20 protein-coding genes are annotated in these 25,414 nt (G+C 32.2%); 8 read left to right on the forward strand and 12 right to left on the reverse strand.

The annotated features are described in order from the left end of the window. Positions 1 to 20: 20 nt before the first annotated feature. The 5 genes from L3X39_RS03470 to L3X39_RS03490 form a co-directional block, all read right to left on the reverse strand. Complete coding sequence (locus tag L3X39_RS03470; protein WP_237230351.1) at positions 21 to 674, reverse strand: HD domain-containing protein; 654 nt, start codon at positions 672 to 674, stop codon at positions 21 to 23. A gap of 54 nt (positions 675 to 728) precedes the next feature. Next, positions 729 to 1,721 carry an acyl-ACP desaturase gene (locus L3X39_RS03475; protein ID WP_237230352.1) on the reverse strand — a complete coding sequence of 331 codons (993 nt, stop codon included), beginning with the start codon at positions 1,719 to 1,721 and terminating at the stop codon, positions 729 to 731. Positions 1,722 to 1,730: 9 nt separating this feature from the next. Beyond that, a complete protein-coding gene (locus tag L3X39_RS03480) occupies positions 1,731 to 2,468 on the reverse strand; it encodes a lysophospholipid acyltransferase family protein (RefSeq protein WP_237230353.1) in 738 nt (245 codons plus the stop codon). 91 nt (positions 2,469 to 2,559) lie between these two features. Continuing rightward, positions 2,560 to 2,970: a BrxA/BrxB family bacilliredoxin gene (locus L3X39_RS03485; protein WP_237230354.1), complete on the reverse strand. Its 411-nt coding sequence runs from the start codon at positions 2,968 to 2,970 to the stop codon at positions 2,560 to 2,562. Between the two features lie 218 nt (positions 2,971 to 3,188). Next, positions 3,189 to 3,443 (reverse strand): hypothetical protein, encoded by a 255-nt coding sequence (locus tag L3X39_RS03490; RefSeq protein WP_237230355.1) that lies wholly within the window; start codon positions 3,441 to 3,443, stop codon positions 3,189 to 3,191. Between the two features lie 232 nt (positions 3,444 to 3,675). On the opposite strand from L3X39_RS03490, the gene L3X39_RS03495 reads away from it, so the two are divergent. Both L3X39_RS03495 and L3X39_RS03500 read left to right on the forward strand, forming a co-directional pair. Beyond that, entirely contained in the window at positions 3,676 to 4,455 is a 780-nt protein-coding gene (locus L3X39_RS03495; RefSeq protein ID WP_237230356.1) for a TerB family tellurite resistance protein, read from the forward strand. Positions 4,456 to 4,562: 107 nt separating this feature from the next. Beyond that, entirely contained in the window at positions 4,563 to 5,015 is a 453-nt protein-coding gene (locus tag L3X39_RS03500) for a DUF1569 domain-containing protein (protein ID WP_237230357.1), read from the forward strand. Between the two features lie 12 nt (positions 5,016 to 5,027). On the opposite strand, the gene L3X39_RS03505 is transcribed toward L3X39_RS03500, so the two are convergent. After that, on the reverse strand, positions 5,028 to 6,041 hold the full coding sequence (locus tag L3X39_RS03505; RefSeq protein WP_237230358.1) for a S66 peptidase family protein: 1,014 nt from the start codon (positions 6,039 to 6,041) through the stop codon (positions 5,028 to 5,030). Between the two features lie 69 nt (positions 6,042 to 6,110). On the opposite strand from L3X39_RS03505, the gene metG reads away from it, so the two are divergent. The 4 genes from metG (at position 6,111) to L3X39_RS03525 (ending at position 11,153) form a co-directional block, all read left to right on the forward strand. Continuing rightward, complete coding sequence (metG, locus tag L3X39_RS03510; protein WP_237230359.1) at positions 6,111 to 8,198, forward strand: methionine--tRNA ligase; 2,088 nt, start codon at positions 6,111 to 6,113, stop codon at positions 8,196 to 8,198. An 11-nt stretch (positions 8,199 to 8,209) separates the two neighbouring features. Continuing rightward, positions 8,210 to 9,766, forward strand: coding sequence for a hypothetical protein (locus tag L3X39_RS03515; protein WP_237230360.1), 1,557 nt, complete (start codon positions 8,210 to 8,212; stop codon positions 9,764 to 9,766). A 205-nt stretch (positions 9,767 to 9,971) separates the two neighbouring features. Beyond that, positions 9,972 to 10,439 (forward strand): lipocalin family protein, encoded by a 468-nt coding sequence (locus L3X39_RS03520; protein WP_237230361.1) that lies wholly within the window; start codon positions 9,972 to 9,974, stop codon positions 10,437 to 10,439. Between the two features lie 9 nt (positions 10,440 to 10,448). Beyond that, positions 10,449 to 11,153 carry a YiaD family glycine zipper/OmpA-like lipoprotein gene (locus tag L3X39_RS03525; RefSeq protein ID WP_237230362.1) on the forward strand — a complete coding sequence of 235 codons (705 nt, stop codon included), beginning with the start codon at positions 10,449 to 10,451 and terminating at the stop codon, positions 11,151 to 11,153. Between the two features lie 69 nt (positions 11,154 to 11,222). On the opposite strand, the gene L3X39_RS03530 is transcribed toward L3X39_RS03525, so the two are convergent. Beyond that, the gene (locus L3X39_RS03530; RefSeq protein WP_237230363.1) at positions 11,223 to 11,723 is read right to left on the reverse strand and encodes a hypothetical protein; all 501 of its coding nucleotides are present in this window, start codon (positions 11,721 to 11,723) and stop codon (positions 11,223 to 11,225) included. Positions 11,724 to 12,333: 610 nt separating this feature from the next. Continuing rightward, a complete protein-coding gene (locus L3X39_RS03535) occupies positions 12,334 to 12,765 on the reverse strand; it encodes a tellurite resistance TerB family protein (RefSeq protein WP_237230364.1) in 432 nt (143 codons plus the stop codon). Between the two features lie 268 nt (positions 12,766 to 13,033). Here L3X39_RS03535 and mfd point away from each other — a divergent pair, with 268 nt between their 5' ends. Both mfd and L3X39_RS03545 read left to right on the forward strand, forming a co-directional pair. Beyond that, positions 13,034 to 16,387, forward strand: coding sequence for a transcription-repair coupling factor (gene mfd, locus L3X39_RS03540; protein WP_237230365.1), 3,354 nt, complete (start codon positions 13,034 to 13,036; stop codon positions 16,385 to 16,387). Between the two features lie 51 nt (positions 16,388 to 16,438). Then, positions 16,439 to 17,764, forward strand: coding sequence for a TlpA family protein disulfide reductase (locus tag L3X39_RS03545; protein WP_237230366.1), 1,326 nt, complete (start codon positions 16,439 to 16,441; stop codon positions 17,762 to 17,764). 1 nt (position 17,765) lies between these two features. Here the strand turns inward: L3X39_RS03545 and L3X39_RS03550 are convergent, their stop codons facing one another. The 4 genes from L3X39_RS03550 to L3X39_RS03565 are packed head-to-tail and all read right to left on the reverse strand — an operon-like array spanning position 17,766 to position 25,340. Continuing rightward, positions 17,766 to 18,125 carry a YraN family protein gene (locus L3X39_RS03550; protein WP_237230367.1) on the reverse strand — a complete coding sequence of 120 codons (360 nt, stop codon included), beginning with the start codon at positions 18,123 to 18,125 and terminating at the stop codon, positions 17,766 to 17,768. Between the two features lie 16 nt (positions 18,126 to 18,141). Further along, positions 18,142 to 20,112, reverse strand: a complete 1,971-nt coding sequence (locus tag L3X39_RS03555; RefSeq protein ID WP_237230368.1) for a DUF3857 domain-containing protein — start codon at positions 20,110 to 20,112, stop codon at positions 18,142 to 18,144. 10 nt (positions 20,113 to 20,122) lie between these two features. After that, on the reverse strand, positions 20,123 to 22,042 hold the full coding sequence (locus L3X39_RS03560; RefSeq protein WP_237230369.1) for a DUF3857 domain-containing protein: 1,920 nt from the start codon (positions 22,040 to 22,042) through the stop codon (positions 20,123 to 20,125). A gap of 1 nt (position 22,043) precedes the next feature. Then, entirely contained in the window at positions 22,044 to 25,340 is a 3,297-nt protein-coding gene (locus tag L3X39_RS03565) for a tetratricopeptide repeat protein (protein WP_237230370.1), read from the reverse strand. Positions 25,341 to 25,414: the final 74 nt, after the last annotated feature.

Below are 25,414 nucleotides of genomic sequence, written 5' to 3' on the forward strand. Positions count from 1 at the left end.
CTAAAGCATTAAAATAGATATTACTTTAGGCCTTTCCATTCGGAATAGAATTGTTTTAAGTATAGTTCCATAAACTTATGACGCTCTTCGGCAATGCGTTTCCCCGTATTGGTATTCATACGGTCTTTTAATAGCAATAGTTTTTCATAAAAATGATTTATGGTAGGCGCGTTAGACGCTTTGTATGCTTCTTTCGTCATATTTAAGTTAGGCTTTATATCAGGATTGTAAAGTGGCCTATTTTTAAAACCACCATAGTTAAAACAGCGTGCAATACCAATGGCTCCTATGGCATCCAAACGGTCGGCATCTTGTACAACGTCTAACTCGGGCGATTTAAATGTTTGAGTTTCATTGCCGCCTTTAAATGAAATATTTTCAATAATATTAACCACGTGCTCTATTACAGAAGAATCTACATTCATTTTAAATAAAAATTCACGTGCTACTTTAGGACCAATAGTTTCATCACCATTATGAAATTTACTATCGGCAATGTCATGAAGTAAGGCTCCAAGTGAAACAACGAAGGTTTCCACGGGTTCCGATTTAGCAATTAACAAGGCATTTTTATAAACCCGCTCAATATGAAACCAATCGTGTCCACCTTCAGCATCAGCCAAAGTATGTTTTACAAATGAAATGGTTTTGTTGATTATATCTTCTGAAGTCATAATTGCATAAAAATAAAAATTCCTCTCGGTTTGGAAAGGAATTTATAATAACAATTATTTTATTATCGCCGGTTCTACCCATTTAAACTGAAATGAGTTTTCAGGGATTTTAATTCGTTCGGATAAACGATACATTCTTGTGGGCAGATTCATTAAATAATCTCTAGCTTTTTCAGCCTCATCGGTTAAGTTCGTAATTTTATCAATTTCCCAACGTTTGATAAGCTTGTCTAAAATATCAACATAGTCTGTTGAGGTGTAAACCCCAATTCGTTGTGCCGTATTTGAAAACTCTTCGAAAGCTGTACTAATTTTATTCCCAGACTCTCTTAAAAAATGAGCAGGCATTGCTATTTTAAGCTTCATCATATCATAAAACGCCATCATCATTTGGCTAGGGTCTACCTGAAAAATGCGTTCTACAAATTCTGAATATGCATTGTGATGTCTCATTTCATCACCCGAAATAATCTGACACATTTTCCCTAGTTGTTTATTCCCATTTTTTTTAGCAATTTTTGCAACCCGATTATGGGAAATGTAAGTGGCTAACTCCTGAAAACTGGTGTAAACAAAGTTTTTATAAGGATCTCTATCGGTACCGATATCAAAACCATCAGCAATTAAATATTGTGTGGTTTTTTCAATTTCGCGCATGTTTACGCGCCCAGAAAGGTATAAGTATTTGTTAAGTACATCACCATGGCGGTTTTCTTCTCCGGTCCAGTGGCGTACCCATTTTGCCCAAGGGTTTTCTCGGTCTTGTTGTTTTACACCTTCTACATCCATTAACCACGATTCGTAGGTGGGTAAGGCTTCTTCAGTAATCATATCGCCCACCAGAACTACCCAAAAATCATATGATAATTCTTTTGATAGCTCACGTATTTCTCTAACCTCTTCAAAAAAGTTATCACCTTCTGAATTTGGAAGAAAATCTGTTGGTTGCCAAATTTTCTCTATAGGAATTAGATATTTTTCAATAAGAGATTCTACGTCTTTTTCCAAAAACTGCATCACTTCTAACCGCACATTTTTTAACGACATCTGAATGTTTTAAGGGTGTATATGTTCTTTTATAGTAGTTTCAATACTATTAATAAGTTCCTGCTTATTATCAAAGGTAGCTAAATTTATAGGTTTATGTACAGTAAAAGTAATATGAGTGCCTAAACCCATTGGGAATTTACCATATTTTAACGTTTTCCATGAATTATTTATGGAAATAGGAACAATTAAGGCCGAAGGTATTTTTTTTAATAATATCTCTAAGCCTTTAGTTTGAAAAGGTTTTGGTGTGCCATTTTTACTTCGTGTACCTTCAGGGAAAATAACAGCAGCCCGTTTAGTCTCTTCAATGTATTCCCCAAATTTCATAATAGCAGGTAGGGATTGCCTCGGATTTTTTCTATCAATTAAAACCGAACCGCCATGACGCAAATTATATGACACACTAGGAATCCCTTTACCCAATTCAATTTTGCTAATAAATTTTGGATGATGTTTTCGCATATACCACATAATAGGTGATATATCATACATACTTTGATGATTAGCAACTATTATAAGGGGTTGAGTTGTATCGATTTTATGTGGATTATTGAAAGTAAAACGAGTTCCTAAAACATTCATACAACGCATCAGGAAAAACTGTAACCAATCTACACTTATTTTATGAGCCTTATAACCTAAAACATTAAAGCAAAACCATTGTATAGGGTGGAATATTACTAAGGTTAGTAAAAAGAGTATGTAATAAATTACGGTTAATGGATATGCCAATATTTTAATCATAAAACAAAGGTAATTCAATGAGTTTTAAGCACAAAAAAACCACGAACAAATCGTGGTTTTTAATATTTTAATTTTTATACTTCCGTATGTCTTAACAATGCTCGTTATAAGCATCAACAAGGTTTTCTGCTATCAATTCTGCAGGACGTCCTTCAATATGATGACGCTCTAACATGTGCACTAATTCGCCATTTTTAAACAATGCCATACTCGGAGAACTTGGTGGGAATGGCACCATATAACCTCTTGCAGCATCAACAGCTTCTCTATCAACACCCGCAAAAACCGTTACAATATGGTCAGGTTTTTTTGCATTTTGCAAACTCATTCTAGCTCCTGGACGCGCATTGGCTGCAGCACACCCACAAACTGAATTTACCACTACCAATGTAGTTCCTTCTTTTGCTAAAGCAGCATCAACCGCTTCAGCAGTATGCAATTCTTCGAAACCAACTTTGGTTAAATCTTCACGCATTGGTTTTACTAATTCTGCTGGATACATATTTTTAAATTTTTATTTCATAATTAATACTGTGCAAAGTTAATCAAAAATCATACAATTTTTGTTTGGGCGTTCCCTTAAAACGCTTATGGCGTTATAAGGTCAGGCTATACGCTATATCTTTTTTATTCCGAATTTAGTTCGGAATCTTAAGATGATGAAACGTGTCGAACATAAAAAAGGATGTCGCTCCTATCCTTAACGAAAAAGCAGCGGCTTTAATTTGATTGCAGCAAAATTTCAATAGTCTCAGTAATTACATGACATTCATCACGAGAGACTTCAATGGGATCACTTACATAGGTTTGGTAATCAAGAGACGTTATAGTTAACGTATAAGTTCCAGCTCGTTCCCCTGCTCCATAAAAAGAATTTGAAGATTCACTAAGCACTAATGTTTCTTGATGGGGTCCATCAATAGCTTCAATAGTTACTCCCTCAGTAATTATAGCATCTGTATCAATATCTTTCAACGTAATCTTTAGTCCATAAACATATTCTGTTGTACAAATTACAGGATTAAAATCATCATCTGTTTTACAACTTGAAGCACCTATGATTAAAGTAGATATTACTATTATAAAAAGTTTTGTTTTCATTTATTTTTTAAAATAGATGCAAAATATTGAAATAGGTTGCGTAACAAAAGCATTAAAAACTCAACTAACAATAGTATATTTGAACATATAAAAACAATAAAGTTACATGAGTTTTTCAAAATGGATAGGAGGTGCTTTAGGATGGTCGTTTGGAGGTCCCATCGGTGCGATAATAGGGCTTGCAATTGGCAGTATGGTAGACGCCATGACTAATGGAAATGACCGCCCTTTTTTAGAGGAAGGCCGACGCACGCAAAGAAAAAGAGGAACAACTTATAGAACACAACCAAGACAACGTCCGCAAACCCAATCGGGCGATTTTGAGGTAAGTCTTCTCATTTTAGCCTCCGTAGTTATAAAAGCCGATGGTAAACAAGACCAACGTGAGTTGGATTTTGTGCGCCAACAGTTTTTAAACATGTATGGTAAAGAACGAGCAAACCACGCTTTCAAGCTGTTTAAAGGTATTAGCAAACAAAATGTATCGGTCAGACCTGTGTGTTTGCAAATTCGTCAAATGATGGATCATCCATCACGTTTGCAACTTATGCATTTTTTGTTTGGTATAGCAAAAGCTGATGGCACTGTAACCAGTGATGAAGAACGCCAAATTTATACTATAGCGGGTTATTTAGGCATTAGTACTCGCGATTATGAGAGTATAAAAGCCATGTTTTATAACAGTAGTGATAATGCTTATAAAGTATTAGAGATTGATAAAAACGCGTCAGTTGATGAAATTAAACAGGCTTACAGAAAGATGGCTAAAAAATATCATCCTGATAAAGTAATTCATTTAGGAAAAGAGCATCAAGTGGGCGCAGAAGAAAAATTTAGACAAGTACAAGCGGCCTACGAGCAGTTGCAAAAGGAGCGTGGGTTTTAACTATCAAAAATTTGAATCATGAAATGCCATTCACAATTTTTGTAAACCCACCGAAATAGTAATTTGGGCATTACATATGACCATTGAAAACGAATAAATATTAACAGATGAAAAACATCTTCGATTTAAGTGAAACTAATGCTATTATTGAAAGAATTAATAAGTTGGATGCTTATGCAAAACCTTTATGGGGTAAAATGAGTGTTGACCAGATGTTAGCGCATTGTAATGTGACTTATGAGATGATTTATGACACCAAACACCAAAAGCCTAATGCATTTAAAAAATTCATGCTAAAAGCTGTTGTGAAGCCTTTTGTAGTTAGCGAAAAACCCTATAAGAAAAACAGTAGGACGGCACCAGAGTTTGTCATTTCTAATGCCAAAAATTTTGTTGAGGAAAAAGCTAGGTTAATTGATTTTTTAAAAAAGACACAAAGTTTAGGAAGTGCGTATTTTGATAATAAACCATCACATTCTTTTGGAAAATTAACAGCGAGCGAATGGAATAATTTATTTTACAAGCATTTAGACCATCATTTAAAGCAATTTGGGGTCTAATTAAGACACTAACTACTCAAAAATAACTGTTGACTGCTCACTGCCAACAGTTAATTGTATTGTTCTTCCCAAAATCATAGCCCGATTATCTTTTTCATGACCAGCAGGCATATTAAAAGCAATTGGGAAATCAAAATCGGCTAGTGCATCTAAAATTAGTTGTTCAACAGATGTTCCCCAAAGGGTTGTGTTTTTTCTAAGTTTACTCATATCGCCAACAATCAGTCCTTTACAATCATCAAAATAACCAGCACGTTTTAAGCTTTGTAGCATACGATCGATATGGTATTTATACTCCCCAATTTCTTCAATAAATAATATTTTTCCAGAAACATCAATACTAGTTTTTGAACCCAACATAGTATGCAACATAGTTAAATTACCACCAACTAATTCACCTGATGCTTGCCCTGTTTTATTATGTTTTGAACCTTTTAAAGTGTAGCTTAAAGACTTACCAAAAATGGCATCTTTAAAAGTTGAAACGGTTTCAGCGATGCTACTTAAATCGTCCTGTAAACTGGTACACATCATAGCGTGAATGCTTTCAACACCCACATTATGTATTTGATTATGAAGTGCTGTAATATCGGAATACCCAATTACCCACTTAGGTTTCTTTTTGAATATTGAAAAATCTAACTTATCTAAAATTCTAACTGTTCCGTAACCACCTCGTGCACACCAAATAGCACTAACTGTTGGATCGTTTAAAGCGTTCTGAAAATCTTCACAACGCTCGTCATCTGTTCCTGCAAAATGATTGGCTTTACTAAAGACGTGTTTCCCAACAACTACATTTAGTCCCCAACTTTTAAGTAAATCTTTGGCTTGGTCAATTTCTTTGGTTCTATTCTTTAAAATTCCAGAAGGCGCAACAATAGCAACGGTATCGCCTATTTTTAGGTATGGTGGCTGTATCAATTCTTTAGTGTTTTGAGATAAGCTACTTTGTGCTAAAACAAGATTTTTCCCGAAGAAAAAAGCAATACAAAATAAACTTAAAATTAGTAGGTTTTTTGACATAATGTAAATGTACATTTTTTTTCTAAATCGAACTCAAAATGTGTACTTTTACGGCTTAATTTTAGATTGATGAGCACACCAAAACGATATACCATTACCACAGCGTTACCTTATACCAATGGCCCCATTCATATTGGGCATTTAGCAGGAGTTTATGTGCCAGCAGATATTTATGCACGCTATTTGCGATTAACTGGAAACGATGTAGCACTGATAGGTGGTAGTGATGAACATGGAGTTCCTATCACCATTAAAGCAAAGAATGAAGGCATTTCTCCGCAAGATGTGGTGGATAAATACCATGCTATTATTAAAAAATCGTTTGAAGAATTTGGGATTACCTATGATAATTATTCACGAACATCAGCGCCAATTCATCACGAAACGGCTTCGGAGTTTTTCAAAACCTTAAATGTAAAAGGCGAGTTTATTGAAGAGGTTACAGAACAATTGTATGATGAAGAAGCTAAACAGTTTTTAGCCGATAGATTTGTTACGGGAACTTGCCCTAAATGTGGTAACGAAGAAGCTTACGGCGACCAATGCGAAAATTGTGGGAGCAGTTTGAATGCTACCGATTTAATTAATCCTAAGTCTGCTTTAACGGGTAATGTCCCTACTTTAAAAGAAACAAAGCATTGGTTTTTACCATTAGACCGATATGAAGGTTTTTTAAAAGACTGGATTTTAAAAGGGCATAAAAAAGATTGGAAACCTAATGTATACGGGCAAGTAAAATCGTGGATAGATGATGGTTTGCGTCCGCGTGCCGTAACGCGCGATTTAGATTGGGGAATTCCTGTTCCAGCAGAAGGAGGCGAAGGAAAAGTACTTTATGTTTGGTTTGATGCACCTATTGGTTACATCTCTTCAACCAAAGAATGGGCTGCACGCGAAGGAAAAGATTGGGAACCCTATTGGAAAGACAAAGACACTAAACTGGTGCATTTTATTGGGAAAGACAACATCGTTTTTCATTGCATTATTTTTCCGGCCATGTTAAAAGCGGAAGGCAGTTATATCCTACCAGAGAATGTGCCAGCAAATGAGTTTTTGAATTTAGAAGGCAATAAATTGTCTACTTCAAAAAACTGGGCTGTGTGGTTACCTGATTATTTGAAAGAGTTCCCAGGTCAGCAAGATGTATTACGCTACGCTTTAAATGCGAGTGCTCCTGAAACAAAGGATAACGACTTTACATGGAAAGAGTTTCAAGCGAGAAATAATAATGAATTAGTGGCTATTTTTGGGAATTTTATAAACCGGGTGGTGGTTTTAACCAATAAATACTATGATGGTATTGTACCACAGCCTTCTGAGTTCTCGCAAGTTGATGAAGAAACGTTGGCTGCTGTAAAAGCGTATCCAGATGTGATAGCAAGCTCTATTGAGCGTTATCGTTTTAGAGAAGCGGGACAAGAAATGATGAATTTAGCACGTCTTGGAAATAAATACTTAGCCGATGCTGAACCTTGGAAAGTGGTAAAAGTAGATGAAGAACGTACCAAAACTATCATGTTTGTGGCGCTTCAAATCGCTTCCGCTTTAGCAACGTTAAGCGAACCGTTTTTGCCATTTACTTCTGCGAAGTTAAAATCAATTTTGAATGTCAGTTCGAGTGATTCGACAGCGGAGAATCGTATCGAGAACACCTGGAATCAAATAAGTACCAAAAAAGTATTACTCCCTGCGGGTCACCAGATAGGGAAAGCCGAATTATTATTTTCTAAAATTGAAGACGAGACCATTCAATTTCAACTTGATAAATTAGCAGCTAGCAAAAAAGCAAACGAAGTAGCTAAAAAAACCGTTGAGCCCCAAAAAGAGACTATTACGTTTGACGATTTCACCAAATTAGATATACGTGTCGGGACTATTTTAGAGGCTGAAAAAATGACAAAAACCAAAAAACTGTTGGTTTTAAAAGTAGATACAGGTATTGATGTAAGAACTATCGTGTCAGGGATTGCTGAAAGTTTTACACCGGAAGAAGTGGTAGGTAAAAAAGTAACCGTTTTAGTGAATCTAGCACCTAGAGCGTTGCGAGGAGTTGAAAGTGAAGGCATGATTTTAATGACAGAAACTCCAGAAGGGAAGTTGGTGTTTGTAAATCCGGATGCTGGTACAAATGTTAAAAACGGATTACAAATTAGCTAGACATTCTATTTATGAAGAAAAAAATATTTTATGTTGCACTGATTGTTTCATCTTTTTGTGGAATTGCTCAAGAAGAAGTTTTAAGAATTAAAAACACGCTTAAAACAAGTGATCGGGAAATAGAAAAAACATTTACGATTGTCGACTATTATTCAGATGATTTAGCTGTTTTTTTAAAGGATAAAGATTTTATTTACGCCTACTTGTACAATAATAAATTTGAGCTACTTAATACTGTAACGTCAGAAACTTTAGCTAAAAAGTATAAGGAGTTTTTAGGAACCAGTATTAGTAATGGGAGTTATAATCTTTTCATATGTAATGACAAGTATACAGCTTTCGGAATGATTAGTTTTTCATTTGACCTTCAAGTGACAAAACTGGTAGAAATTGATTTTGAGTATAAAAAAGAGTCTTTTTTGCAATCTATTTCACATAAAAATAACTTCTATATACTCACTGCAATAGAAAATGGTTTCAACCTTTATACGTTTGATAGTGATGGTAAGTATGAAAAAACGTACTTCGATTTAAGTAAAGAAAAATTTCTAAGTAAAAAAAACGGTGTTAGCTCATTGAATTTTGCATTATCTGATGATCGAATTATTAGAAAAACAATTGAAGTTCATAAAATTCAAAGTTCGAATCCGAATGCCATAGAATTGACATCTGAGAATATTAAAATGTATGTTATAGAAGATGACATTATAATTTCTGTGGACAATACAACATCGTATACACAACTTATAAAAATCAACTTAAAAAACCATAATGCCACTGTTGAGAATTTTGAGAAGCCATTCATTCATGCTGAAAATGAATATTTTAGAAGTAATTCGTTTTTATATGATGATAAATTGTTTCAATTGGTTTCAACAAGAAATGAATTAGCTTTTAGTATAAAAGATTTACAAGCAAAAACAACTATTAAAGAGTACAGAGTAGAGAAAAATGACTCTATCACTTTCAAAAATTCACCTATTATACAAGAAAAAGGTTCTGATAAAGCCGAAGATGTAAATTCATTGAGTTTAACCTTTGGAAAATATAGAGAACTGGAAAAAACCAAGAAGTTTTTAAGAAAAATTACAGCTCAAAAAATAGGGATATCAGCTTACAATATAAATGGCATTCACCAAATTACGCTTGGGGGAATAAGAGATGCTCTCAATATTTCTACATTAAATCGTATGGGTAATAATAATATGTTTAATAATGGGTTCAACCAATATGAATTTAAGATTACAAAAGGCCCTTCAAATTCTGGATTCCCTTCAGCACCCCAAGTAGAATTTATAAGTGTAAACCCTTCTTTTGAGCCTATCACTTTTTCCTACCTCACTTACAATAATACAACCTGTACATTTATAAACTGCCTTTTTAATGAAAATTTCGAGCACATTGAAGGGGAAATTCAAGAAAACGTATTCGATAAAATTTCCGATTTTAAATCTGATAAAGAAAAATTTATAAACGCTGAAACTATTTTTAAATATAATGACAGCTTATTTTTTGGTTCTTGCTTAGGTGATTGCAAGGAGTACACAATCATGAAATTTGAAGACTAAGGAGTATTGAATATTAGTTAATTCCTTGTTAAAAAACTTTTAAAATCAATTCAGATATAAGTACATATCATCCTGAAAACTAACACAATACTTGCTTTTTTGTTGAGGTTTAAAATCTTATAAATTATTTGAAGCTCAAAAACAAACATCTACTAGGTATACCAAATTCGTATGTATAGTATAGCCATTAATTAAAATAAACTATATGAAACGAATTATTTTATTACTAATAACCGTAACATTAATGTCCTGTGGGGCATCCAAAACGGTAAGAGATTCAAAAAAAACTATTAAAGGAGATTGGACTTTAAACACTATTGATTATAGTGCTTTAGGAACTTTTAACGTTACTTTATTAAACGATGTTTCTAAAGAATGCTTTGAAGGCAGTACTTGGAAATTTATACCTAATAATAATACTGGCATTTACACGATTAATAATTCAAACTGTTTAACAGGGGAAAGACATTTTGTGTTCACAATTCAAGAAGTCGATGCTCAAACAGGGCTTTATGATTTTCTTCTTAAACCAACGAATGAAAAAGGTAAATCGGAAACCAATCAAGGGTTTAGACTAAAGTTAAAAGCCTTATCAGAAACGCAAATGCAATGGCAACAAACGGTTTATGTAGATGGAAAACCATTTATAATAAACTTGAATTTCACTAAATAATAATCAAACATGAAAACATTTATAAAAAAAACAGGCATAGTATTATTTGTATTCACTTTAGTTATGAGTTTTACAAACTGTAAAGCTGTACAAAACGCAAATAACAAACAAAAAGGAGCCGTAATAGGAGCAACAAGTGGCGCTATAATAGGTGCCATCATTGGAAACAATGTTGGTAAAGGAGGTAATGGTGAATTAGGAGCTGTTATTGGTGGTGTTGTAGGTGGTACAGCAGGTGTACTCATAGGAAATAAAATGGATAAGCAAGCTCAAAAAATTGAAGAAGAAATCCCTGGTGCTCAGGTAGAGCGTGTTGAAAACGGTATTGTTGTAACTTTTGATGAAGGTAGTGGTGTTTATTTTGCAACAAATAAATACAATATTAACAGCAATTCTCAAACAACGCTTAATAAGCTTATTGGAGTTTTTAAAGAATTCCCAGATACCAATATTCTTGTAGTGGGACATACCGATAGCGTTGGAGATGCCGATTATAATATGACACTATCTAAAAACAGAGCCTATGCTGTAACTAACTATCTTACAAGCAGTGGGGTAAGTTCAGGGCGTTTAACAACTAATTGGTTTGGTGAAACACAACCAATGCACGATAATTCAACCGCTGAAGGTCGAGCTAAAAACAGACGTGTAAATGTGGTTATTTTACCTAACGATAAAATGATTGAAGACGCCAAACAACAAGCGGGGGGATAAACTCTCATAAATATAAAACATAAAAAAAAGCGAACCAAATGGTTCGCTTTTTTTTATGGATACTAATATTTAAGAAGCCAATTTTATATTTGATTGTTTGGTAATGATATCAAAAATTAATTTATGCCATTTTTCAATGCGCTCTATCTCATAATCTTCACTCAAATCATCGTCAATGTTGAAAAAAGGAATTGTTATGTTTTGTTTGGCAGAGGATTTAAAAACGAGTTCTAAACTTGAACTTTTTAATCTAACTATTTTGTCTCGATCCTTATGATAACTTTTAAGGATATTGCACTGTTTTATATCCTCTAAATTAATGTTTTTAATAATGGATTTTGTTTGGTTCGAATTTAAGTACGTTAGTATTTTTTTATCATTACTAATGCCTAAAAAGTTTTTGCGCCATATTTCTTTAGCGCTATAAACTACCCCATTATCTTTTAGCAAGTAATTAATATGTTTTTTGGTATTAGAAGTATTATGAGTTCCATTAATAATGAATAAGAAAAATGGAACGAAAACGCTTAAAGTTAAAATGCTTGAAACAATAATTAATGAAATTTTCATTTTGTATATATTTTAAATTATTTTTTTGAATAGTTAAAACCCACTAAGTCATTATTTTGAAATAACTAGAGTTTTAAAAGGCCTAAAAAATATAGAATGCTACAAGAAAGAATGAAAGGGGTAGATTTTTTCCCTAGCAGTGAAAGTTAGATTAATGAAACCACAAGTTTTTAAATAAAGCTCGTTGTTATTAAAAAACAGCTTGTTTAAAGCAACGTATGATTCTAAATATAGAAGGGGTTTATTGTTTTTTTGATCATTAAAACTAAATAATTCTAGAAGTAAATTATTAGCTGAAATTGCTATCGCATTAAACGTATGATCAAATTTTATGTCATGGCTGTGATTAACTGATTTAATAGAAACTTGGTTCTCTGTGCTTAAGAGAACTACCGAAAAGACGCTTAGCGTTACTGTTAAAAGAAAACAGTTAAACCTTATCATTAATCATAAAATAACTATGTAAATGTATAACAAAGTTTGTTAATAAAAATATAAAGTTTCAGTGTGTCTTTTCTGATTGAGGTTAGCCCTCAATTGCGTCTATAAACCCTATTTAAAAAAAAAGCGAACCTATTGAGTTCGCTTTTTTTTTAATAAACAACAAAGGTTATTTATTCATATTTTTTATTTCATGTATAAAGGTATCTAAGTCAACTCCATTACTAACTAATGTTAAAGCCTTATCAACTACATACTTTACATTATCAGGATGAAACCCTAATCCAATACCAATTTTTCTAAGTAAAACCTCTTCATGGTCGCCTTTTATATGGTCAACATATACCATTCTCGATAAATCATATAAACGTTCTAAACGATTGTCATAAGATAAAGGCGGATTAATTGGATGCGACTTGTAATCTTTTAAAATTACTTTATAGTCAGCTTCGCTAATGTCTAAATTACGAGCCAATCTATCTAAAAACGCTTTTTCTTCTTCACTTATAATCCCGTCATCCATGGCAACACGAACAATGGCCGCAAAATGATCTTCATTTCGCTTTTTAAATCCACTATCAAACAAATCTGAAAACGACATAATTTCTTATTTTTTGTGGTGCAAACCTACATATTTTTTTTATAAAATGTAACTCAAAACTTCTTTTTTTTGGGCATTCCTGCGCTTCGGCTTGGGCGGGCTTTTACTACTCGCTTCCCGATTAAAAAAATCGGGAGTGCTCAAACAAATAGCTCAATCCCTAATGCAAAAACAAGGTACAAAAATGCTAATAAATTCTCTGATAGAATATACGTTAAAAATTAACTGTAAAATGTATCTTTGCAATCGTTAAAAACACAAAGATTAGGTGAGTAAATCCATCCTCTCGCAAACCTATGCACAGACTTTGCAAACGCAAAATCTGCAAAATCTTATTGCCCAAACTCAAAATAAGATTCATTTAAAAGGACTTGTAGGATCCTCTTTTTCATTTGTAATATCAAATATTTTTAAGGTTTCCGAAAAACCCTTTTTAATAGTTTTTAACGACAAGGAAGAAGCGGCGTTTTATTTAAACGATTTAGAACAACTTTGTGGCGATAAAGATGTGCTTTTTTATCCAGGAAGTTATCGCAGACCTTATGAAATTGAAGAAACTGATAATGCCAATGTACTTCTTAGGGCAGAGGTTTTAAACCGTATTAATTCGCAAAAAAAACCTGCCATAATAGTAAGCTATCCAGATGCTCTTTTTGAGCAGGTAGTTACAAGAAAAGAGTTAGAGCGTAATACCTTAAAAGTTTCAGTTAATGATAATTTATCTATCGATTTTGTAAACGAAGTACTGTTTGAGTATCAATTTAAACGGGTCGATTTTGTTACTGAGCCAGGAGAGTTTTCAGTACGTGGCGGCATTGTAGATGTATTTTCGTTTTCGCACGACGAACCTTATCGTATTGAATTTTTTGGTGACGAGGTTGATAGTATCAGAACGTTTGATGTAGAAACGCAATTGTCTATCGAGCAAATAAAAAAGATAAATATTATTCCTAATGTTGCTAATAAATTGTTGCAAGAAAGTCGACAAAGTTTTCTAAAATATATAGCGCAAAAAACGGTGGTTTGTTTAAAGGATGCCGACTTGATGTTTTCACGAATAGACGAATTTTACAACAAAGCAGAGGAAGCTTTTAAAACCCTTTCTACAGATATTAAGCATGCAAAACCTAATGAATTATTTTGCAGTTCAACAGTATTAAAAAAACAATTACTAGATTTTTCAATTATTGAGTTTGGAAGTGTTTCGGTCATGTCGAGCGCAGTCGAGACATCTCATCATATTGAATTCAACACGACGCCTCAGCCTTCATTCAACAAACAGTTTGATTTGTTAATTGAAGATTTAAACACTAATCATAACAAGGGTTATACCAATTACATTGCATGTGTAAGCGAGCAACAAGCAAAACGCTTTCATGATATTTTTGACGATTCGCATTTAGATGTAAAACAATACACAACGCTTATTCTTTCGTTGCATAATGGATTCATAGACCACGATAATAAAATAGTCTGCTATACTGATCATCAAATTTTTGAACGCTATCATAAGTTTCATCTTAAAAATGGCTATGCAAAAAAGCAGGCCATAACTTTAAAAGAGCTTACAAATTTAGATATTGGCGATTATGTTACGCACATCGACCATGGGATAGGGCGCTTTGGTGGACTTCAAAAAATTGATGTGGAAGGCAAAAAACAAGAAGCTATTAAATTAGTGTATGGCGAGCGTGATATACTTTATTTAAGCATTCATTCTTTACATAAAATAACCAAGTTTAATGGAAAAGATGGGAAGCCTCCAAAAATATATAAGCTTGGTAGCAATGCTTGGAAAGCATTAAAAGAGAAAACAAAAACTCGAGTTAAACATATTGCGTTTAATTTAATTAAACTGTACGCTAAACGTAAAACTAAAAAAGGGTATCAGTATAATCCAGATAGTTACATGCAACACGAGCTGGAAGCCTCTTTTTTATATGAAGACACTCCAGATCAAAGTACTGCAACGGCTGATATTAAAGCTGATATGGAAAGCGAGCGCCCTATGGACAGACTTGTTTGTGGTGATGTAGGTTTTGGTAAAACCGAGGTTGCTATTCGTGCTGCTTTTAAAGCAGTTGATAACGGAAAACAGGTAGCGGTTTTAGTTCCAACCACTATTTTGGCATATCAGCATTCCAGAACATTTAAAGAGCGGTTAAAAGAATTTCCTGTAACGGTAGATTATTTAAATAGGTTTAGAACTACCAAGGAAAAGCGTGAAACTTTGGAAGGTTTGGAACAAGGTAAGGTTGATATTATTATAGGCACACATCAATTAGTGAATAAAAATGTAAAATTTAAAGATTTAGGGTTGCTTATTGTTGATGAAGAACAAAAATTTGGTGTTGCTGTAAAAGAGAAATTAAAAACGATTAAAGAAAATGTAGATGTTTTAACCTTAACCGCTACACCAATACCTCGAACTTTACAGTTTAGTTTAATGGCTGCGCGAGATTTATCGGTTATTACAACGCCACCACCAAACCGTTATCCTATTGAAAGCCATGTAATTCGTTTTAATGAAGAAACCATTCGCGATGCCGTGAGTTACGAAATTCAACGTGGCGGGCAAATATTCTTTATTCATAACCGTATTGAGAATATTAAGGAAGTTGCTGGCATGATACAACGTTTGGTGCCAGATGCTAAAATAGGTATTGGTCATGGGCAATTGGACGGGAAAAAACTTGAACAATTGATGCTCGCATTTATGAATGGTGAATTTGATGTTTTAGTAAGTACAACGATTGTTGAAAGTGGACTCGATGTACCAAATGCAAACACGATATTTATAAATAACGCCAACAATTTTGGGTTGAGTGATTTACATCAGATGCGAGGTAGAGTGGGACGAAGTAACAAAAAAGCCTTTTGCTATTTTATAACCCCTGAATATTCGGCAATGACTGATGATGCTAGAAAACGTATTACCGCACTTGAACAATTTACCGAGTTAGGAAGTGGCTTCAATATAGCCATGAAAGATTTAGAAATACGTGGAGCAGGGGACTTATTAGGTGGCGAACAAAGTGGATTTATAAATGAAATAGGGTTTGATACTTACCAGAAAATTTTAAATGAAGCGATTGAAGAGCTTAAAGAAAATGAGTTTAAAGATTTGTATAATGAAGATGAAGCCAATAAGGTTTATGTAAAAGATGTAACCATTGACAGTGACTTTGAATTACTTTTTCCAGATAGTTATATAAACAATATTACCGAACGCTTAAATTTGTACACGCAATTAAATAATTTAAAAACGGAGGCAGAATTGCATACTTTTGAAAATGAATTAGTTGACCGTTTTGGAGAATTACCAAAAGAAGTGACCGATTTGCTAAACAGCGTCCAAATAAAGTGGTTGGCTACTAAAATAGGATTTGAAAAAGTAGTAATGAAACAAGGAAAGTTAATCGGATATTTTATTAACGACCAACAAAGTAGCTTTTATCAAAGCAATAACTTTACAAAAGTGTTGCAGTTTGTACAAACGCACCCAACCGATTGCGTAATGAAAGAAAAACAAACTCGTAATGGTCTGCGATTAATGTTAACTTTCAACAATATAAAGTCTGTAAAACAGGCGTTACATGTTTTGCAACCTATTGTGGCTTAATTATTGTATTAAAATAAATGAAGATCAACTAAAAACAGTGCACACACATCAATGAAACGTATTCTTTTTTTAACGCTTTTATTACCGAGTTTTTTGCTAGCTCAACATACCATAAAAGGTAAATTTTCACCACCTGAAAATTATAACGTGGCGTTATTGTATAAAGTAACTCCAACCATATCAGAATATATAAAAAATGCTGACGTAAAAAAGGACGGTAGTTTTGAATTCAAATTAGATTCTACAGCAACCAAAGGAATGTATAGAGTGGTTTATGCTATTCCTCAAGAAGATTATAATTTTGATATAATTTATAATGGAAAAGAAGATATTGAGTTAACATTCAATTCAGAAACTGGTGTGAAATTCATAAAATCAGTTGAAAATAAATTATTAGAATCTTACACTAATAGTATGCTAATGGTTACACAAAGTATAAGTAACTATTATGGTAAACAAGCTAAAGATACTATTGCGTTAAAAGCTATTTTTAAAACACAAAGAGATACCCAAACAAATTTTGAAAATGCTGCAAAAGAAGCCATAGCACTTCAGTTTATAAAAGCCAATAAGCCATATATTCCAACAAAAGCGGAAGATGTTAAAACCTATGTAAATAATTTAAAAAAGCATTATTTTGATTATGTAGATTTTAATAACAAAACGCTTCAAAGCTCTAGCTTTTTAGAAGAAAAAATGCTGAATTATGTATTTGGGATGTCTTCTAATTCAAAGGATGTTATTGCTAATTATAAGCAAAACATTAATGTTGTTTGTAGTAAAATGAAAAATACATCACCAAAAGTTAAGCGCATTTTACTGTTCGATTTATGGCAACAGATGGTAGATTTAGGGATTGAGCCTGTTGCAAATTATATTGCAGAAGAATATTTAATGGATGTTGCTGTAAGTTTAAATGACCAAAATCTTTTACATGCCTTAATAGTATACAAAGACACTTCAACCGGAAGTGTAGCACCCGACTTTTCATTTCAAATAAAGAAAGATAAAACAACAGTTACCCAAAAACTTAGTGAGCTTAATGTTGCGGAAAATTATATCATAGTATTTTGGAGTAGCACCTGTTCGCATTGTTTAGATGAGGTTCCGCAATTACAAGCATTTGTAAAAACTAAAGCAAAAGGGTTTGTAAAAGTAGTTGCTATTGGTTTGGAAGATGAGCCCGATAGTTGGAAACCATTAGTTGAAAAATACCCTGAATTTATTCATGTTTATGGTAAAGGAAAATGGGATAATGAAATTGGTAACGATTACGGAGTAAAGGCAACACCAACCTATTTTGTGTTAAATAAGAATAAAGAAATTACTGCAAAACCTGAAAATTTTGACGCTTTAAAAGAGTTTTTTGAAAACTAATTTAGAAATGGTAAAAAGCATTTTCTAAATGCTCAATCGTATAGTCTTTAGTTTCTTTTACAATGGCTATAATGTCAAATCTAACTTCAACATCTAAAGCATTTACTGTAACATATTCATCCACCGCTTTTACTAGATTTTTTATTTGCTTTGGTTTTACAAAATCTTGGGGATTTCCAAAATCGGTACTCGAACGAGTTTTTACTTCAATAATGGCTAAGGTGTACTTTTGTTGCGCGATAATATCTACTTCAGCTTTATCAAAACGGTAATTACGTTCAATAATGTCATAACCTTTTTTCAACAGAAAATCGACTGCTAATTGCTCACCTTTTTTACCAAGTTCGTTGTGTTTTGCCATTTAATTAATAAGCAGGTTATATAGGCTCAAAAACGAGGACCAGCTTATTAAAGTCGGCAGCACTATTTATTACGGTTCTATAATCTTCGTAGTTTTCGGTTTCTATTATATTTTCTCTATAATGTTCATCAGCTGTTATTACTAAGTCGTTACCGGAAAGTTCGTAATATGAGTGAAAAATTAGTAGTTCTTCTCCATTTTTCGTAAAATAATTCTTAATATTAATATCATCTAGATTGGCAATTTTATACCCTTCAGGGATTTTAATATTTATTGTTCTATAATAGCTTCGCGTAAATTCGTTTTCTACAGGTAAGATTCTTTCTTTTTCTTGGTAAAGTTGCATTTGTTCACCAATTAATTCGCCTGCTTTAAATAAGTACTTGTTCCCCGCTTTTTCTGAGAGTGCTTCGGTGTTAAAATCGATTTTAAATTGAATTGGCTTTACACCAAATAACTCAGGGTCATCATTTAATACTTGCTTGTTAGTTATATCAATATTTTCATTTATATTTTTTGCAAATCCTTCAATCAAATCATCTCTGTCTTTATCCTTAATTAAATGCATATATGGTTGAAAATACATAGCATAATAACCAGCCATAGAACGATCTAGTTTAACACTACAATTAGATATGTTGTCTTTATCAAAATCAACATCAATAATCATTCTATCAACAGTTTTATCCGCCTCAATGGACTTAATATATTTTATTTTTCCAAGACCAGAAACAAAATCACCAACCTTTACTTCTTTAATAAAAAGACCGTAATTGTTGGTTAAAAAAGCGGGAGGAAATCCATATCTGGAATCTAATTCGTGTGGAGATAAATACTTTTTCGATTTATTAAAATAGATTAAAAAATCGGTTAAGAAGTTATTAGCTTCAAAATCTTTGTCAAATTTTAAGTCTTGTCTATCGCTAGTAATTACTATTTCATGCTTAATATTTAAGCTTTTGAATAGAGTGAGATAAAGCTTTAAAATTCCCGTTTCATTTGCGATTTTTTTGTCAAGAATGTTATTTAAATCCTTGAAACTATCGCTATCATCTTTAGTTATGTACACGTTTGATTTGATAAAGAACTCAAGTTTTCGAATAAGAGCTTCTTCCTCATTTAAATCTTTTCCATTAGTCGCTTCTAAAACAAACTTATTTAGAAGATTTTGAGTTTTACCATTCAATTCTTCATAATAATAAGAATAAATATTTTGTGCGACTTTACCGTATGAAGATATATCCTTAGAATTATCAGCAGTATTTTTATCTAATTTATAAACTACTGCTTTTTTCGAAGCGTTGTAAGCAGACAAATCTTCTTTATTTAAAGAGTTAATACTATCAATATGTAATTGCCAGTGAAGTTTGTTTTCTGATAGGGTGTCTTGTTTTATATCAGGAGTATCATTATAGGTTTTAAACTCAAAAATCAAATTATTAGGTGAATACAAATCAAATTCTACGTTATTTTTTTTGTAATCTGTTTGAAACGTTATTTTATTTCCTTTATATCTAGGATATCTTCTTACAACATAATAATATTCAATAAAACTGCCTTTTTCTATACCTTCAAAAGCAAAATATTTGTAGTTCTGACCCGTTTCTTCGTCTTGTGCAGTTAATATTTTACTATCGTCTAATTCAACAATTTCACCATTCTTTTTTATTACCCGCGCTTTGTTAACTTTTAGCTCAGAAGTTGCCGTGTATGGCAAATATATTTTATTATAGCTTTCAATTTTATCATCAGAGTTTAACCATAAAACGCGATGTTCTAAAAAATACTCAACAAGACCTTCTTCTTGAAAATAAAATTCGGTTAAAATTTTATCCTTCAAAGCAATAATAGGATCCTCAACATCCTCGGTCATTGAGTAAGAGGGATTTTTATCCCAAGAGTAACTTGTATAAAACGGCAGCTCTTTTTGAGTGAATGCTAATTGAGTAAATAAAATAAATACTAAAATGAATTTGGCTTTTAACATATTTGATGAATTATATTTTTTTTAAGATAATAACTTCCTTAAAGGCATTTTCTAATTTTTTAATAAGTGAATTAACCTCCTTTTGCTCTTTTAGGTTTAGAGTAATAGTGTTAAGGCTATATGCGTGATTATAAATAACCATTTTATCTGTTACTTCATAATTTATACTGGCAGATATATAATCATTAGATAAATTAATATTCTCTGGAATATAATCAACAGTGTAACCTTCTGGAATTTCTAAATTAGTTATATAGTTAAAATAAGTTGTGTGGTCGTATTCAATATCATGCTTTCTATCTTCTTTAGTTTTGTAAGCCGCTAAATCTTTAATTAAATTTAAATTAAGATATATTTCATTCCCTAGTCTTTTCGCATAGCCACTAATTGTATAATCATAATCTACAATGAAATTTTTCTCATAATCATATTTGTTAGTTTCTAAAAAGGACTTAATTAAAAACTTGTTATTACCTTTTTTCAATCGTGCGTTGTAAAATGCTTTTAATTTTTCATCGGTAGTTTCATTTTCTAAATAGTTGTAGGTGTCCATTTTATTGTATCCTGAAATCTCAATTTTGGCTGTTCCTACTATATTTTCACCTTCAATTCTAATAGAGGTTGAATCTATAACCGCATTTTTAATGGCAGGAATAATTGGTACTTTTTTAATAATGAAGTTAGATGCACCATCCGAAATTAAGGCTTCTTTTCCTTGTATAAATGATGTAGGATAATCAATGGAGACATATCTACCTGTAGCATCTAAAAAGTAAGTATTATCATTTTCATCTGTATAAGATAAAATCATATGATTATCTACCAAAGGCGTAGGAACTTCGTTATAATCGTAAGGAATACTTCGTGTACCAATCCAGGTTAGATCCCCTTTTAGACCAGCTATATCTAGCATTTGATATAATATACTTGAATTGTCTTTACAGTCACCATATTTTTTTTGAAATACCTCATTAGCTTGTCTGGGAATAAATCCTCCAAGGGCATATTCGAAAGCTATATATTTTATGTTTTTTTGAGTCCAATAATAAATAGCTTTAACTTTTTCTAAATCGTTAGGTTTATCGGCAGTGAGCTCTTTAACTAATTTAACAAGATTTTCATCAACATCTTCTTTGTTAATGTCTTTTACTAATGAATAGTACCATGCATATAAGTCGGACACATTTTTTGCCAAATTTGTATCAATATCGTTCGATTTGTATGAAGTTATAATAGGTACAATATGTGGAAGTATTGTCTTGTAAGTAGGGGTATTGGGTTCATATTCAAACTCATCAATATTTTTTAATTCCCAAGTATAAATATTGTAGTTTCTTTTTTCAACTTTTTTAAAGTTTATATTTAATGTATCTGTGTTAAAGGCTTTAAACGCAAGGTCAATGCCTTTATCAGCAATTATGGTAACTTTGTTGTTAACTATTGGAGAGAAATCGCCAAAATAAAACGGACTTAAAAAACGAGGGTTTTTTACAGTTTCTGAATACTTTAAAACAGATTTTGATCCTTTTTGAAGACTAGGAAAAATAAAATTTAATGACTTGTTGTCGTCATAAAATGACATGTCTAACTCGTCTTTTTCTTTAAACTCTGTCACCTCAATTTCTTTATACTTGCCATCGGTATAAGTGAATGATGAAGCTTCAACTTTATCTAGTTCAAAGAAAGAAGAGAAGTTTAAAGCTTTTTTAGAGTTATAATTAGCACTTTCATCTAAGTATAAATCTTCTTCAAAAAACTCTTGAGTTATATCTATATTCCCCGAATTTAATTTTATTGTAACCGTTGTATTTTGATTAATTCTAACGGATTTAGCGTTCGGATATAACTTTTTATAAAGGTTATATTCTACAGATTCTTGAGCAAAACTATTTAGAAAAGCTAAGCAAAAAAAGAGACTTAATATTCGCATTTTAGTAGATTTCAGATTTGTATATTTCACCATTAAAATAAAACTCCTTTTTTGTGAGTTTTCCATTTTCGCTAAAGTATTTAGCTTCACCAGACTTACTTCCATTTTTATAAATGAATTCTTCCTTCAAACGGCCATTTTCATAATAATTTTTGGTCACACCTTGCAATACACCCATGTGATAATTTTTTTCGCTTCTTTTTTTCCCATTGGTGTAGTATTCAATATCCGTACCGTTATATTCGTCATCAATAAACGTCATTTCATTTTCTAATTGTCCAGAAGCGTAATATTCTTTGTAGGTGTTAACTAAATCACCATTTTTATATACCAGCTCTCTCGCTATCTTTCCATTATCAAAATAACTTGTAATTTTTGCAGTCTCATTTTCAATAGGAGTCATTGGTAACTCTTCTGATGTTTCATTTAAATAGCTATACCCGATAAGAGTTCCATAGTCGTAAAATCTCGTAAGCTGTAGTTTTCCCGAATTATCATAAAACATTCTTTTTCCATGCAAAAGGTCGTTTGAGTAACTTGTACTTCTTGCCATTTTCCCATTTTTATGATAGGTAATCCAAGTTCCCGTAGCTTTCCCATAGTCGTAAAACATTTTGGCTTCAATTGAACCATCTTCGTAATAATCAAAACCTTCACTATTCAAATTTCCATTCAAATAGGTTCTTTCACTTTCAATTGTACCATTTTTGTGGTACCAGATCCATTTTCCACTTTGATCGCCATTAACATAATTTCCCTCAAGTAATTTATTCCCGTAATAGTCATACCATTGGTACAAGCCATGTTTAACGCCGTTTACATATTCTAGTTTAGTGTTTGTTTTTTTATTTTTATATAAGTACTCAACGGTGAAATTATTTTCTTTTGGGGCAAAATCAATTTCTCCTAAAACATTACCTTCATTGTCATAATAGGTTTCAGATTTTAATTCGCCATATTCATATTTATAAATACGCTCAATTTTCCCTTCAACAGCATAAAATTCTTGAATACCGTGTAACTTATCTTTGTGATAAAAATTTATAATTTCTAAAGTACCATCAATGTAATAGGAACGCCATTCACCATGTGCAGTACCTTTTTTATGCCAACCTTGTCTTTTTAGTTGACCATTCTTATAAAATTCCGAATAATATCCTGAAAGAGTATCATTTACATAATTACTTACCGCCTCTATTTTACCGTTGTTGTGATACGAAATAAATTCACCAATAATTTTATCCTCCGAGTAGTTTCCTTTGCTTGTTAAAACGCCATTTTTTGAGAAAAACTGCCAATACCCTTCTTTACCACCTTTAATGTCGTAAAGCCCTTTTGATAAAACATTTCCGTTTGGGTAATGCCCTGTAAACTGAAATTCGCCTCCTTTTTTTCTACCTTCACTTAAAACACCACCATTTTTGTCGTAGTATTTAAATTCTATTACTTCGCCTTTTCTGTACAGATAATCATAATAGGGTTTGCCATCAGTATCATAGTAATTATATACTCCATCTAAGGCGCCTTCATCAAATGTGTAATTTGCCTGCAAAGTACCATCCAAGTAATAAGATTTCCATGGACCGTTGTAATAATTGTTTAAACTTTGCCCTTCCTCAAATATATTCCCATTAGAATAATAGCTTTTAAATGGACCATTAAGTTCTCCGTTTTGATAATTGATTTCAGATGAAACTTTTTCGTTATAGAAATATTTTTTCTCTAAACCCTGACGTTCACCATTGTTAAAAGGCATTTCTGCATAAACAGTACCATTTGTATAATATTCAAAAGCTAAATCACTAACTAAGTCGTTTTTGTATGGTATATGAAATTCAAGAAAATCTTCGCCGACAGGGAAGAAAGACTGGTATAGACCATCTAACTCACCTTCATTAAAATATTTTTTTTGAATGAGTGCACCTTTATCATTATAGTATTTATATTCTCCTGTTAATTTATGATTTAAAAATGATGCAATAACATAAGGCTTCCCGTTTTTGTAAAACTGTAAATTTTCTCCATTAAGCTCTCCGTTTTCATAAAATGCAGTTTCTTTAATAGTGCCATTTTCATGAAGCCATGTCCATTTCCCTTTTCTCTTGCCATTGTTATCGTATTCACCAAACGAAGATAATTGCCCATTTTCGTTGTAAAACTCCCACTTGCCAATAGGTAGATCGTTCGTCATTTTACCAATTGCTTGGGTATAACTGTTGTAGTAATTATAAACGACGTCTTGTTTTTTTCCATCAAACAATACAGTGTTATTTTTTAAAATATTATACCATTTATCATAAAATTGATCAACAAAATCAGCAATTTCTTTTTCCTGCTGTTTAATTATTTTGATGAATTTTTCATTCTGAATAGAATATGAAAGGGTATAAGTGAAAATGTCGAACAGATTATTTTCCTTTACCCATTTAAAAAAAGGAGTATAGTTTTTGTCCCAAAAACCGCCATTCCCTTCAAAATCTTCAAGTTGGGTAAGTAATGCATGGTTTTGTTTTGTAAGCGAGATGTTAATTTTGTTTCCCGTTTCGTAGCCTTCGTTTAAAGCAATTTTATTAGTTAAAATTAAATCGATATCTTCAAAAGACTCATCATCTTCAGAAATCTGTAAATCTGGATTGGCTTCATTTTCATTTCTTTCGGCAACTAAATTATTGAGTGATTTTAAAGTATTAAAGGCACTATCCTCATCAAAAGTTAAAAGCAAGTACATATTATAGCACATAAGTGCTTGTGCTAAAAGTTCTTGTTTGTAGCATATATTTCCTAACTGAAGATGTGATTTAGCAAAATTGGGTTTAAAGGTGATGGCTTTTTGATAGGCTTCAATTGCTTCATTAATTCTATTAAGGTTTTCTAAGGCTGCTGCTTTATTATGCCATAAAAGGTAATACTTTGGATAGGTTTTTATTCCTTCTTCATATAATTGGATAGCCTCTTCGTATTTTTCTAAATTGGACAATGCTAAACCTTTATTGATGTAAAAGGATAAATTAGAATCAGGGTTATTCAAACTTAATCCTTCATCAGTAACTTTTATGGCCTCTTCGTATTTTTCAAGATTAATTAAATAATAAGATTTAGAAATTAAGACACTGGAATACGTAGAGTCGTTCTTATTAATTTTATTTAATACTTCAATGGTTTTGTTGTAGTCATTAGCTTCAATAGCTTTTACGGCTTCTTCAGATATATTACCATAATCAATAAATGGGATTTTTTCTTGAGCTGAAATTGTAAATGAGATAAGTAGGCAGTAGGTAAAAAATAAAGGTTTTTTCATGGGTAACAGTTAATAAATATAATGTGGGAAAAATTTACATTTTTTTATTGACTTTTAAACCAAAAAAAGTATTT

The organism is Flaviramulus multivorans (genome assembly GCF_021728415.1).
Lineage (GTDB): Bacteria > Bacteroidota > Bacteroidia > Flavobacteriales > Flavobacteriaceae > Sabulilitoribacter > Sabulilitoribacter multivorans.